This window comes from Pseudomonas sp. N2-3-1-14, assembly GCF_041228395.1.
In the GTDB taxonomy this organism is placed as follows: domain Bacteria; phylum Pseudomonadota; class Gammaproteobacteria; order Pseudomonadales; family Pseudomonadaceae; genus Aquipseudomonas.
This window is the reverse complement of record NZ_CP166199.1, coordinates 4,980,261-4,992,659: the sequence shown is the minus strand read 5'-3', so window position 1 is coordinate 4,992,659 and position 12,399 is coordinate 4,980,261. Positions and strand designations below refer to the sequence as shown.

Sequence of the window (12,399 nt, the reverse complement as noted above, 5' to 3'; positions counted from 1 at the left end):
CTTTTGGCAAACGCCCCAAAAGTAACCAAAAGGTCTTTGCCCCACCACTCGGTGCCTCGCCTAGGCTCGGCATTCCCTCACTCCGGCTTGAATCCGTGGGCCGCCGCGACGGGCCATCCATGGCCCAACGCGGCTAACCCGGCGTCCTGCCGGGTTACCCACGGATTCAAGCCTGCGTTCGGCCAGCGTGGTTGACGGGGCCTGTCAGATCACAAGCAAGATCAAAAGCAAAAGCACGGCGGCCTAGTAGCCGACCTGAGTGGTAGAAGCAAAAGCAGGGCAACAGCACAGCAACACATGATCCATCTGATCCACTGAGATCCAAATGTGGGAGCGGGCTTGCCCGCGAATGCGGTGTGTCAGTCAGCTCATGTGTCACTGGCACACCGCCTTCGCGAGCAAGCCCGCTCCCACAATTTCACTGAGTTCAACCGCCAGCACCGCACTGCTTTTGCTTTTCTGTGGGAGCTGGCTTGCCTGCGATGCATGCACCTCGGTGTATCAGGCATAGCCAGTTGATGCCATCGCAGGCAAGCCAGCTCCCACATTTGATTGAGTTCAGCTTCAAGGATCAGGTCGGCTGTCAGGCCGCCTCGGCTTTGCTTTTGATCTAACCACTCAGGTCGGCTACTAGGCCGCCGTGCTTTGCTTTTGATTTTGATCTTAGGCGCCCCGTTAAACCACGCTGGCCTCACGCAGGCTTTGGAGCGTGGGTAAACCGGCAGGACGCCGGTTTAGCCGTGTTGGGCCATGGATGGCCCATCGCGGCGGCCCACGCTCCAAAGCCTGCGTGAGGGCACACCGAAGCGTGAGCGAGGTGCCGAGTGGTGGGGCAAGAGCCTTTTGGTTACTTTTGGGCTCTTTTCAAAAGTGACCCGCCGTAAGGGCGGAACCCAAAGCGGCCATCACCCAAATAACGGATATACACCCACCCCAAAAGCCCAACCCCCATACCAATCAGAGGCTGTAATAATACCCGCGACTACGCAACGCCATGATCCGCGGTCGGCCATCCGGATGTGGGCCGATCTTTTTACGCAAGTTGCTCACGTGCATATCCAGGCTGCGATCGTAGAGGGTCAACTTACGCCCCAGCGCGATCTGCGCCAGTTCCTGCTTATCCAGCGGCTCACCCGGCTGGCGCAGCAAGGCTTCAAGCAGGCGACTCTCAGACACGGTGAGAGCAAATTCCTGCTCATCGATGGTCACCACCCCACGCACCGGGCTGAAGCACAGGTCGCCCAGTTCCAGCTGAGTAGACACCGCCGCCGGATGACTGCGGCGCAATACGGCGCGCAAGCGGGCAGTCAGTTCGCGCGGGTCGCAGGGCTTGGCCAGGTAATCGTCGGCGCCCAGCTCCAGGCCGAGGATGCGATCCAGCGGCTCGCCCCGTGCCGAAAGCATCAGCACCGGCAATTCCGGATGGTCGTTGCGCAATTGCTTGAGCAGCTCCAGGCCGCTGCCGTCGGGCAGCATCACATCGAGCACCACCGCCGCAGGGGCGCTGTCGGCCAAGGCTTTACGCGCGCTCAAGCCGTCGTGGCAGGCACGCACCTGGAAACCTTCCTGGCTCAGCCAACTGGTCAGCAGCTCACAGAGCTCCTGGTCATCATCTATCAGTAACAGCTCGCTCATGACTCACTCAATTTAGCCATTGTCGACGGCGACGGTGCCCACCGCTGGCGAAGATCCCGCACAGCAGGGCGATCAGTGCGACGGCCCCACCGGTGACAAACCACTGTTGTTGCTCGGTCAGCCAGCGGGTCAAGGCGCCGCCTTGTGATTCTTTGAGTTGCTGGGCCAGGCGTTGGTTCTCTTGGCGCAAGCGATTCAGTTGGGCACTTTCGCGGGCAGTGTCTGCGCTTTGCAGTTGCTTGCTCAGTTCTTCACGCAGCCGTTCGCTTTCTTTCAAACGTTGCTGCAACTCGGTGATCTGGCTGGCGGCACTCACGGACAGGGGCGTGGAACTGCCGGTGTTCGAGGTTTCTTCAGCGTGGGCCGTAGCCCCGATCGTTAAGACTGCCAACAGACACAACTGAGGTAAGCGCATCGGAACTCCTGATTCCACACGAATATTCAGAACGTTGTCGGCAGGTTACCGAGAATAATGAGCCATTAGGAGCGCGCCGAACCGATTAGGTTCGGCCCGGCTTTATTAAACAAAGCGGGTTCAAGGCAGGACTTGCTTGAACGGCTTGATCACCACATCGGCGTAGACGCCTGCTGCTACATACGGGTCGGCCTTGGCCCAGGCTTGGGCGTCGGCCAACGAGGCGAACTCGGCGACGATCAGGCTGCCGGTGAAGCCGGCGTCGCCCGGGTCGTTGCTGTCCACGGCCGGGTGTGGGCCGGCCAGCACGATGCGGCCTTCGGCTTGCAGCTGTTTCAGGCGTTCGACGTGGGCCGGGCGCACGGACAGGCGTTTTTCCAGCGAGTTGGCGACGTCGGTAGCAATGATGGCGTAGAGCATGTCAGTCCTCGGTTTTCGGCGTGGTAGGGGCGGTGTCATGCAGGTGGCGCGACAGGTAGATACCCTGGCCGATCAGGAACAATACGGTCATGCCCAGGCTGCCGAAGACCTTGAAGTCGACCCAGTAGGCCTGGAAGGTAAAGGCCACGAACAGGTTGGCGGCGCCGCAGAACAGGAAAAACACGATCCAGGCCACGTTCAAGCGTGTCCACACCGGGTCCGGCAGGGTCAGTGCATGGCCCATGATGCGCTTGATCAGCAGGCGATCACCGATGAAGTGGCTGCCGATAAAAACCAGGGCGAACAGCCAGTTCACCACCGGGGCTTTCCATTTAAGGAAGGTTTCGCTGTGAAAGGCCAGGGTCAGGCCACCGAATACCAGGCAGGCAATCAGGGTCAGCCATTGGCTTTTTTCCAGCTTGCGCTGGGAGATGAAGATGGCGCCGTAGACCACGATCGAGCTGATGATCAGCACGGCGGTGGCGCTGTAGATGCCCCCGAATGTCAGCTCGTGACCGGCGATATCAATGACCCTGGGGTCGAGTTTGGTAACGATGAAAAACAGCAACAGCGGGATGAAGTCGATGAATTGTTTCACAGTAAGAGCCAGAAGCTGGATGTGGCGGCATAATAACAAACATCCTTGGTTGCGATAGCGCCAGCTGACTTGAGGTTACACACCCCCGTGAATGTTGATTTGCACTGCCACAGCACGGCCTCCGACGGCGCCCTGGCGCCCGCGGTACTGGTTGCGCGTGCGTTTGAAAAAGGCGTGCGAGTCCTGTCTTTGACCGACCACGACACCCTCGAAGGCCTCGACGAAGCCCGTACGGCCGCGCATGCGCTGGGCATGCAGCTGGTCAATGGCGTGGAATTGTCCTGCACCTGGGCGGCGCCACCATTCATGTGCTCGGTTACGGTTTTGATCAGAACGCCGCGCCGTTGGTCGAGGCCATTGCCCAATTGCACGATGGCCGCTGGCTGCGGTCCGAAGAAATAAGCCGCAAGCTCAGCCTTAAAGGCATGCCCAATGCTCTGGAAGGCGCCCGCGCCATCCAGCAGGAGCTGGGCGACAGCGGCAACGCACCGGCCCGTCCGCACTTTGCCGACTGGATGGTGCGTGAAGGTTTTGTAAAGGATCGCGCCGAGGCGTTCCGCAAATGGCTGGGCGCCGGCAAGTTGGGTGACGTCAAGCAACACTGGCCGACCCTGGAAGACACCGTCGGCACGCTGCGGGCCGCTGGGGCTTGGGTCAGCCTGGCGCATCCGTGGCATTACGATTTCACTCGCAGCAAGCGCCGCAAGCTGATTGCCGACTATATTGGAGCGGGCGGCCACGCTATCGAAGTGGTTAACGGGCACCAACCCGCCGATCAGGTGGGCAGCCTGGCGATACTTGCTCGCGAATTTGGTCTGCTGGTCAGCGCCGGCAGTGACTTTCATGGCCCAGGCGGCTGGTCCGAGATTGGCGAGTATCGCCAAGTACCGGAAGATCTGCCGCTGTTGTGGGGGCGATTCAAGCATGACCCCATTATTGCCACCGTCTGAACAGGTAGAACACGTGAGTCAATTCTTCCAGATTCATCCGGAAAACCCTCAAGCGCGCCTGATTAAACAGGCCGTGGAGATCATCCGCGCCGGCGGCGTGGTGATCTACCCAACCGACTCGTCCTACGCCATTGGTTGCCAGATCGGCGACAAGAACGCGGTTGAACGGGTCAGACGCCTGCGTGACCTGGACAAGAACCACAACTTCGCACTGATTTGCAGCGACCTGTCCCAGCTTGGGCTGTTTGCGAAGGTCGACACGGGCACCTTCCGCCTTCTTAAGGCCCATACGCCTGGGCCCTACACCTTTATCCTCAACGCCACCCGCGAAGTGCCGCGCCTGTTGCTGCACCCGAAAAAGCGCACCATCGGCCTGCGTGTGCCGGAGCACCCGATTGCCCTGGCGTTGCTGGCTGAGCTGGGCGAGCCGCTGATGAGTGTGTCGTTGATCCTGCCCGGTGAAGAAGAGCCGCTGTACGACCCTTACGAAATGCGCCGCCTGCTGGAAAAACACGTCGACTTGATCATCGACGGCGGCTACGGCGGCAACAAGGCCTCCACCGTGATCAACCTGGCCGACGGCGAGCCGGAAGTGGTGCGTGTGGGTTGCGGCGATCCGACGCCGTTCATGGTCGAGGCCTGAATGTCGGTCGTCGAAACCGTCGACAGCCAGGCCGGCGCCCAGCAGGAACTGCCCTTTGCCATGGTTTATGGCCAGGCGGTCCTGGAAATGCCGCTGGACCTGTACATCCCGCCGGACGCCCTGGAAGTGTTCCTTGAAGCCTTCGAAGGCCCGCTGGACCTGCTGCTGTACCTGATCCGCAAGCAGAACATCAATATCCTCGACATCCCGGTGGCGGAAATCACCCGCCAGTACATGGGGTATGTCGAGCTGATGCAGACCGTGCGCCTGGAGCTGGCCGCCGAGTACCTGGTGATGGCCGCGATGCTCGCCGAGATCAAATCGCGCATGCTGTTGCCGCGCTCGGAGACCGTCGAAGCCGAAGAGGATGACCCGCGCGCCGAGCTGATCCGCCGCCTGCAAGAGTACGAACGTTTCAAGGCCGCCGCCGAAGGCATCGACAACCTGAGCCGTGTGGGCCGTGATGTGGTGGTGCCCAAGCTCGACGCCCCGGAAGCCCGGGCGCGCAAGCTGTTGCCGGATGTGAGCCTGGAAGAATTGCTGATGTCCATGGCTGAAGTGCTGCGCCGGGGCGACATGTTTGAAAGCCACCAGGTCAGTCGCGAGGCACTGTCGACCCGTGAGCGTATGAGCGATGTGCTCGAACGCCTCAAGGGCGGCGGGTTTGTACCCTTTGTCGAGTTGTTCACCAAAGAAGAAGGGCGCCTGGGGGTGGTGGTGACCTTTATGGCGATCCTTGAGCTGGTCAAGGAGTCCTTGGTCGAGCTGGTCCAGAATGAGCCTTTTGCGGCTATCCACGTGCGGGCGCGAGCCGAATAACGAGCTGAATCGATGAATTTGACTGAACCCCGCGAACTGGCGCCGCTGCTGGAAGCCTTTCTCCTGGCCTCGGGTAAACCGCAATCCCTTGAGCGCCTGTTCGAACTCTTTGAAGAGGCCGAGCGCCCTGAGCCACCGGTGTTCAAGAAGGCATTGGAGATCCTGCGCAAGTCCTGCGATGGCCGCGCCTTTGAGCTGCGCGAAGTGGCGTCGGGTTATCGCCTGCAGATCCGTGAGAAGTTTTCCCCGTGGGTCGGCCGTCTGTGGGAAGAGCGCCCGCAGCGTTATTCGCGAGCGATGCTTGAGACCATGGCGCTGATCGCCTATCGCCAGCCGATCACCCGGGGCGAAATCGAAGACGTGCGCGGTGTGGCGGTCAACAGCCATATCGTCAAGACGCTGCTGGAGCGCGAGTGGATCCGCATCGTCGGCTACCGCGACGTGCCCGGCAAACCGGCGATGTTTGCCACCACCAAGGTGTTCCTCGACCATTTCAACCTGAAAAACCTGGATGACCTGCCGCCGCTCGCCGAACTGCGCGAGATGGAGGCCGAGCCGGTATTGGATTTCGACGACGCACCGGTTCCCGCCAGCCTGCAGGAACTCGCCGACGCCACGGCCGAGCCTGAAGAGCCGAAGGACGAGACCAGTTTCCATACCTTGTTGCTCGAATTGGACGACATGGAGCAGGGAATCAAGACTGACTTCGACGACTTGCTGCGTGACGGTGCGAGTGAACCGCAAACCCAGGTGAACGGTGAAACCGCGCCCGAGGTCGAAGTTGAGCCGGAACCGGAACCGGAGCCGGAAACCGAGCCAGAACCGGAGCCCGAGGAAGACATCCTTGGCGTGGCTGAAGCCCGCGATAAACTCCTGGCTGCCGTCGCCGCCCTCGAACAACCGCCGTTGAGCGATGAGGAAGACGAAGCCCGGGCCCTGGCCGAAGCCATCGAAAACGAACGCCGCCAACTCGAAGACTGACGCAATTCGATGTGGGAGGGGGCTTGCCCCCGATAGCAGTGCCCCAGTGACAAAAATGTAGGCTGACACACTGCATCGGGGGCAAGCCCCCTCCCACATTGGATCTGCATTGTCTGGGTTGCCTGGGAGAAAACATGAGCTCCAGCAAAGACCCGTGCATCAGCATCTGCAAATTCAGCGACGATATCTGCGTCGGCTGTGGCCGCAGCAAGCGCGAAATCCGCGCCTGGAAGAAACTCGACAAGGTCGACAAACGCACAGTGCTGGCCGAAGCCGAGCTGCGCCTTTTGGCCCTGGGCGCCACCGGTCGGCGGAAAAGCAAATGACTGCGGCTTAATCGACTAGTCTGTGATGCGCAATGCGCGCCATGCGCGTATGATTCGCGACCCTTTGCCGAGCTATTCGGCCAAAGCCCTGCTTTCAACACTCTTCAGGCCACGCCTGAATCGACCCACCGGGAGGTGCTTAAGATGAACGACCAAGACCAGAACGACAGCCAGGAAATCGGCCCAGCAGGCGAAAAACTGCAAAAGGTGCTGGCGCGTATCGGCGTGGGCTCGCGCCGCGACGTCGAAGCCTGGATCACCCAGAAGCGCATCAAGGTCAACGGCGTTGAAGCCACCCTTGGCCAGCGCGTCGACCTGCACGATGCAATCACCATTGATGGCAAGGTCATCAAGCGTGAAGAGGCCGCCGAATCGGTGCGCCGCGTCATCATGTACAACAAGCCCGACGGCGAGATCTGCACCCGTGACGACCCGGAAGGCCGTCCGACCGTGTTCGACAAGATGCCCAAGCCGAAAGAAGGCCGCTGGATCAACATCGGCCGTCTGGACATCAACACCACCGGTTTGCTGATGTTCACCACCGACGGCGAGCTGGCCAACCGCCTGATGCACCCGTCCTACGAGATGGACCGTGAATACGCCGTGCGTGTACGCGGTGAAGTCGATGACGAGATGATCGAGCGCTTGAAAGCGGGCGTCGTCCTTGAGGACGGCCCGGCCAAGTTCACCGACATCAAGCAGGCGCCAGGCGGCGAAGGTTTCAACCATTGGTACCACTGCGTGGTGATGGAAGGCCGTAACCGTGAAGTGCGTCGCCTGTGGGAATCCCAGGGCCTGGTGGTCAGCCGCCTGAAACGCGTGCGTTTCGGCCCGGTGTTCTTGAACTCCGACCTGCCGATGGGCCGCTGGCGCGAAATGAGCCAGTACGAAGTCGATATCCTCAGTGCTGAGGTCGGCCTGACGCCGGTTGCCATGCCGCAGATGAACGCCAAGAGCAAAGACAAGCTTGAGCGTATGCAGCGTAAATCGTCGCGTCCTGTGGCCCGTACCGAACGTGTTGCCCGCACCCTGCGCCCGGCGCTGAATGCACCGGCCACCGGCGGTCGCATCTCGCGTGAGCCGCACATCGAAGGCGAGCGTCGCCCAACCGCTCCGTCCCGCCAGGAAGGCGAGCGTGCCCCTCGCACCCCGCGTCCTGCGCGTGGCGGCGAAGCACCAAGCGGCGGCCGCGGCAACCGTGGTGAAGGCCGTGGTGCTCCGGCAGCCGATCGCCCAGCCGACAGCGCCAGCACCAAGCGTCCAGCCAAGCCGGCAGCGAACAAGCGTCCTGGGCCGAAACTGGTCGCGGACGAGCCGTCGGGCAAGCGCCGTGGCGCCCCGGCCGGTTCGGGCCAGCGTCCTGGTTTTGGTCGCAAGAAGCCGCAGTGATGTAAGTGCTGCACAAAAAAACGCCAACCCTCGGGTTGGCGTTTTTTTTTGGACATGAATATGGTCAAAAATGTGGGAGCGGGCTTGCTCGCGAAAGCGGTGGATCAGTCAGTACATCTGGTGACTGACACTGCGCATTCGCGAGCAAGCCCGCTCCCACATTTGTACCTCCAGTGTTTCTGAATTTTGTGCTCAGAACGCAAACCTTCCATCAAACACCGGCTTGTCATCCAGCGCCAACACCCCGCTGGCAAAGATCAAATCCAGGTGATGGCTGCCTTTCTGCCCGCCGCCCAAGCCCAGGTGCAAGCCGCAATGGCGCTCCTCGAACCCGGCATTGCGCGCGTACAAATCCTTGACCCCTTCATTGGTGCCAATCCCCAGCTCTTCCACGCGACGGTTGGACGGGTTGGCATTCAAGTACTTGTTGAAATCGTCCGCCAGGCCCGGCACATCACTGGCCACGCTGCAAATGGTCGAGTTCTCGATCCACAGCTCCAGCGGTGATTGCAGTACGCCGTATTTGCGTGCAAACGGGATGGTGCTGAGGAAGGTGCCGACAAACCGCACCTGGCCGTTGATGGCTTCGCTGTGCGTGGCGATCTCGCCCGGCGCCAGGTCATGGTTGCCGACGCCATTGATATTGGTCCACTTCTTGATGCTGCTCATCGGCGCTTCCAGGCGCGAGCCGTGTTTGTCGGTAAAGCTCAGCACGTTGGCCTGGGACATGCGCCGGATCAGCGTGGCATTGAGGTCGGCGATGCGTTGCGGCTCGACGCTGAAGGTGTCGTAGAAATAGTCGCCGTAATCCTTGAACAGCAGGGATTTCTTCCAGTGCTCGGCCATCACCCCTGCAGGGCGCGGATAAAGTCCGGGCCTTCGGCGCGTGGGTTGGGCAGGGTCGAGGAATCGTAGAGAAACAGGTACAGGTCACAGGTTTCGATGGCCTGGGCCAGGGTGTCGCTGGCGGCCAGGTCCAGGCGCTGCAGCTGGAAATTGAAGCGGGCGGCGCTGCCGTGGGTGATCGCCTGGGCAATGGCGTCATAGCGCTCGGTGTGGCCTAGCAGCACGGTTGGGCGGCTCAAGCCGTTGAGGGCGGGTGATGCGCAAGGTAGTAGAGAAAATGTTCGACGGCGCGGGCCTTGTCCATGACGTATGTCCTTCTGTGCCTGGGGTAAGGGGGCAGGTGCCGTGCACAACACCTGCCGGTTGCCTGCCGGGTGTTAGAAAGGCCACATCGCGGTGCCAAAAGGCACAACGGCATCAGCTTGCATCATTTCAACGGCGGCCTCATGGGTCGGCGCTTCAAACCAATCGTCGAGTTGCAGTTCGGTTTCCAGGTCTTTTTCCAGTGCTTGCATGGTGTATCTCCTAGAGGACGTTGTTTGAGAACGGCTTGCCAACGGGCTTCGCTGGCAAGTGAAAGAACCTAGGAGAGTGTGTTTCAGAATGCAAAATATTTATTGACACGGTCTCATTTGGATTTTTTCTTCTGTTTTTTCGCGGTGGTTTTTTATTTAGCAAAAACAACGGACTGGCGAAGCTAATTTGTAGGATTTTTCATACTGACATTTTTCCGTTTTCTGACGGATCAAGCGCGCCTGTAACGCTTATTTTCCGGGCTGTAACGATTAATTTACGCTAAAAGCGCGCCGTCATTGAGCGACCCGGCGCTGTAAGGAATGCCTGACAGATTGTCACAGGCGCTCCCCAGGGGCGGCCCGAAGCTGTCGAGCGGTGTACAATGCGCCGCGTTTTACTGTGACTCCCTTGCGTACCTACGCAAAAGGCCAAGACCTCAGGGTTTATCCACCCTGATCACTCCGCCTGGCCACGAGCCGGACGGGTTCGATTTCGTCACAGATAAAAACAAACAGGTGACGCATGACCGTTAGAAAGACGCTGTACTCCTGGTGCCTGCGCTGGGGTTTGAGCGGCGCTGCTTGAGTCGAGATTCAAGGCAGCAACGTGCATTCAACATCATCAAACCTTGCGTGAGACCCTTTTCATGAGTGGACCCCATTCCTCTTCAGGCGAGCTGAAACGCGGCCTGAAAAATCGGCATATCCAGTTGATCGCCCTCGGTGGCGCCATCGGCACCGGCCTGTTCCTGGGCTCGGCCGGGGTGCTTAAATCAGCCGGGCCGTCGATGATCCTGGGCTATGCCATCTGCGGCTTCATCGCCTTCATGATCATGCGCCAGCTCGGCGAAATGATCGTCGAAGAGCCGGTCGCCGGTTCCTTCAGCCACTTTGCCCATAAGTACTGGGGCGGTTTTGCCGGCTTCCTGTCGGGCTGGAACTGCTGGATTCTGTACATCCTGGTGGGCATGTCGGAGCTGACGGCGGTCGGCAAATACGTGCACTACTGGTGGCCGGAGATCCCGACCTGGGTCTCGGCGGCAGCGTTCTTCGTGCTGATCAATATGATCAACCTGGCCAACGTCAAAGTCTTCGGCGAGGCCGAGTTCTGGTTTGCCATCATCAAGGTGGTGGCCATCGTCGGCATGATCGCCCTGGGCAGCTACCTGCTGGTCAGTGGCAGTGGCGGGCCGCAAGCCTCGGTGAGCAACCTGTGGGACCACGGCGGTTTCTTCCCGCATGGCGTCAGCGGTTTGGTGATGGCCATGGCGATCATCATGTTCTCGTTCGGCGGCCTGGAAATGCTCGGTTTTACCGCGGCCGAAGCCGACCAGCCGCGTACCGTGATCCCCAAAGCGATCAATCAGGTGATCTACCGCATCCTGATTTTCTACATCGGCGCACTCGTCGTGCTGTTGTCGCTGACGCCGTGGGACAGCCTGCTGGCAACCCTCAACGCGTCCGGCGATGCCTACAGCGGCAGCCCGTTCGTGCAGGTGTTTTCGATGCTGGGCAGCAACACTGCCGCGCACATCCTCAACTTCGTGGTGCTGACCGCGGCGCTGTCGGTGTACAACAGTGGCACCTACTGCAACAGCCGCATGCTGCTGGGCATGGCTGAGCAGGGCGATGCGCCCAAAGCCCTGGCGAAGATCGACAAGCGTGGCGTACCGGTGCGTTCGATCCTCGCGTCGGCGGCGGTCACCCTGGTGGCGGTGCTGATGAATTACCTGATCCCGCAACACGCGCTGGAGCTGTTGATGTCGCTGGTCGTGGCCACGCTGGTGATCAACTGGGCGATGATCAGCTTCTCGCACGTGAAATTCCGCCAGCACATGGACCGCACCGGCCAGGTGCCGCTGTTCAAAGCGCTGTGGTACCCGTACGGCAACTACATTTGCCTGGCGTTCGTGGCGTTTATCCTGGTGATCATGCTGATGATTCCGGGCATTCAGGTCTCGGTGTACGCGATTCCGGTATGGGTGGCGTTCATGGGGCTGTGCTACTGGATCAAGAACAAGCGCAGCGCTGAAGCGGCGTTGACCACGGCGAGTGCGGCGTTGAAGTAAGCCGTCTTGCCTCAACAGAAAACCCGGCGCCTTGCCGGGTTTTTTGTCGGCGCCGACAGGGTAGACTCGCGCCTTCTTTTTCATCGGCCCTGCCCGGAGGCTTCATGCAGCACATCGATATCGACGGCGGCAGCTTGCAGCGCGATGAGGTGCAAGACCTGATCGACCAGCACCGCGGGCCGTTGCGCTTGATGGGCGTCGATTTGAGCGGGGCAGACCTGTCGCGGAGGGTGCTGGAGCATTGGGTGTTCGAGCGCTGCACACTGGCGCAAACGTCCTTTCTCGGTGCGCGCCTGGAAGGCACGCAATGGAAAAGTTGCCGGGCCGGGCACGCCGTATTCGAGGCGGCCAACCTGCTCGAGGCGCAATTCATCAGCTGCGACCTGAACAACACCCGTTGGCAGCGCAGCAAGTTGTCCCAAGCCCATTTCACGCAGTGCAAACTGACGGGCGCCAACTTCACCCATTGCGCGTCCCTGGGGTTGAGCTTCAGCGAGACCTTGCTCAACAGTGCGTTCTTGTCCGGCCTGTCGTTTGCCCGAACCGTGCTCAATAATCTGGATTTTTCCGACAGCGACTTGTCGGATGCAGACTTTCGCAAGGCCGAACTTGTCGACTGCAGCCTCGCCCACGCCCGCATCAACGGTGCCAATTTTGCCGGCGCTGACTTGCGGGGCGCGGATTTGAGCGGCTTTCGCCTCAATGATGCCAAACTGTTCAAAGGCGCCGTGATTTCCAAAGCCCAGGCGTCGATGTTGTTATCCGAGTTGGGCTTGTCCGTTGCCTAAGGTTT

At 60.3% G+C, this 12,399-nt stretch carries 12 protein-coding genes and 2 pseudogenes; 8 read left to right on the top strand and 6 right to left on the bottom strand.

The genetic code is table 11. The features are described from left to right. Window positions 1–957: 957 nt before the first annotated feature. The 4 genes from AB5I78_RS23115 to AB5I78_RS23100 form a co-directional block, all read right to left on the bottom strand. On the bottom strand, window positions 958–1,635 hold the full coding sequence (locus AB5I78_RS23115) for a response regulator transcription factor (protein ID WP_145159562.1): 678 nt from the start codon (window positions 1,633–1,635) through the stop codon (window positions 958–960). 7 nt (window positions 1,636–1,642) lie between these two features. After that, window positions 1,643–2,050, bottom strand: a complete 408-nt coding sequence (locus AB5I78_RS23110; RefSeq protein WP_145159560.1) for a translation initiation factor 2 — start codon at window positions 2,048–2,050, stop codon at window positions 1,643–1,645. 120 nt (window positions 2,051–2,170) lie between these two features. Continuing rightward, entirely contained in the window at window positions 2,171–2,470 is a 300-nt protein-coding gene (locus AB5I78_RS23105; RefSeq protein WP_015885584.1) for a YciI family protein, read from the bottom strand. 1 nt (window position 2,471) lies between these two features. Continuing rightward, complete coding sequence (locus AB5I78_RS23100; protein WP_106578415.1) at window positions 2,472–3,068, bottom strand: septation protein A; 597 nt, start codon at window positions 3,066–3,068, stop codon at window positions 2,472–2,474. An 87-nt stretch (window positions 3,069–3,155) separates the two neighbouring features. Here AB5I78_RS23100 and AB5I78_RS23095 point away from each other — a divergent pair. The 6 genes and pseudogenes from AB5I78_RS23095 (at window position 3,156) to rluB (ending at window position 8,176) form a co-directional block, all read left to right on the top strand. Further along, a pseudogene (locus AB5I78_RS23095) lies at window positions 3,156–4,018 on the top strand (PHP domain-containing protein). A gap of 13 nt (window positions 4,019–4,031) precedes the next feature. Continuing rightward, complete coding sequence (locus AB5I78_RS23090) at window positions 4,032–4,661, top strand: L-threonylcarbamoyladenylate synthase (RefSeq protein ID WP_106578417.1); 630 nt, start codon at window positions 4,032–4,034, stop codon at window positions 4,659–4,661. A gap of 120 nt (window positions 4,662–4,781) precedes the next feature. Next, entirely contained in the window at window positions 4,782–5,480 is a 699-nt protein-coding gene (locus AB5I78_RS23085; RefSeq protein WP_178119667.1) for a ScpA family protein, read from the top strand. A 12-nt stretch (window positions 5,481–5,492) separates the two neighbouring features. Then, window positions 5,493–6,461, top strand: coding sequence for an SMC-Scp complex subunit ScpB (gene scpB, locus AB5I78_RS23080; protein WP_370003887.1), 969 nt, complete (start codon window positions 5,493–5,495; stop codon window positions 6,459–6,461). A 134-nt stretch (window positions 6,462–6,595) separates the two neighbouring features. Beyond that, complete coding sequence (locus AB5I78_RS23075) at window positions 6,596–6,787, top strand: DUF1289 domain-containing protein (RefSeq protein ID WP_145159550.1); 192 nt, start codon at window positions 6,596–6,598, stop codon at window positions 6,785–6,787. Window positions 6,788–6,931: 144 nt separating this feature from the next. Continuing rightward, entirely contained in the window at window positions 6,932–8,176 is a 1,245-nt protein-coding gene (rluB, locus tag AB5I78_RS23070) for a 23S rRNA pseudouridine(2605) synthase RluB (RefSeq protein WP_262210398.1), read from the top strand. A gap of 192 nt (window positions 8,177–8,368) precedes the next feature. Here the strand turns inward: rluB and AB5I78_RS23065 are convergent. Further along, window positions 8,369–9,326: pseudogene (locus AB5I78_RS23065) on the bottom strand (leucyl aminopeptidase). Window positions 9,327–9,399: 73 nt separating this feature from the next. Next, a complete protein-coding gene (locus AB5I78_RS23060; RefSeq protein WP_003237751.1) occupies window positions 9,400–9,537 on the bottom strand; it encodes a hypothetical protein in 138 nt (45 codons plus the stop codon). A gap of 647 nt (window positions 9,538–10,184) precedes the next feature. On the opposite strand from AB5I78_RS23060, the gene AB5I78_RS23055 reads away from it, so the two are divergent. After that, window positions 10,185–11,606 carry an amino acid permease gene (locus AB5I78_RS23055; protein ID WP_370003882.1) on the top strand — a complete coding sequence of 474 codons (1,422 nt, stop codon included), beginning with the start codon at window positions 10,185–10,187 and terminating at the stop codon, window positions 11,604–11,606. 104 nt (window positions 11,607–11,710) lie between these two features. Continuing rightward, window positions 11,711–12,394, top strand: a complete 684-nt coding sequence (locus AB5I78_RS23050) for a pentapeptide repeat-containing protein (RefSeq protein WP_262210400.1) — start codon at window positions 11,711–11,713, stop codon at window positions 12,392–12,394. Window positions 12,395–12,399: the final 5 nt, after the last annotated feature.

Bases quoted from the DNA above. Each gene is read 5' to 3' on its own strand.
- AB5I78_RS23075 (WP_145159550.1), top strand. From the start codon at position 6,596: ATGAGCTCCAGCAAAGACCCGTGCATCAGCATCTGCAAATTCAGCGAC.
- AB5I78_RS23105 (WP_015885584.1), bottom strand. From the start codon at position 2,470: ATGCTCTACGCCATCATTGCTACCGACGTCGCCAACTCGCTGGAAAAA.
- AB5I78_RS23115 (WP_145159562.1), bottom strand. From the start codon at position 1,635: ATGAGCGAGCTGTTACTGATAGATGATGACCAGGAGCTCTGTGAGCTG.
- AB5I78_RS23110 (WP_145159560.1), bottom strand. From the start codon at position 2,050: ATGCGCTTACCTCAGTTGTGTCTGTTGGCAGTCTTAACGATCGGGGCT.
- rluB (WP_262210398.1), top strand. From the start codon at position 6,932: ATGAACGACCAAGACCAGAACGACAGCCAGGAAATCGGCCCAGCAGGC.
- scpB (WP_370003887.1), top strand. From the start codon at position 5,493: ATGAATTTGACTGAACCCCGCGAACTGGCGCCGCTGCTGGAAGCCTTT.
- AB5I78_RS23060 (WP_003237751.1), bottom strand. From the start codon at position 9,537: ATGCAAGCACTGGAAAAAGACCTGGAAACCGAACTGCAACTCGACGAT.
- AB5I78_RS23055 (WP_370003882.1), top strand. From the start codon at position 10,185: ATGAGTGGACCCCATTCCTCTTCAGGCGAGCTGAAACGCGGCCTGAAA.
- AB5I78_RS23050 (WP_262210400.1), top strand. From the start codon at position 11,711: ATGCAGCACATCGATATCGACGGCGGCAGCTTGCAGCGCGATGAGGTG.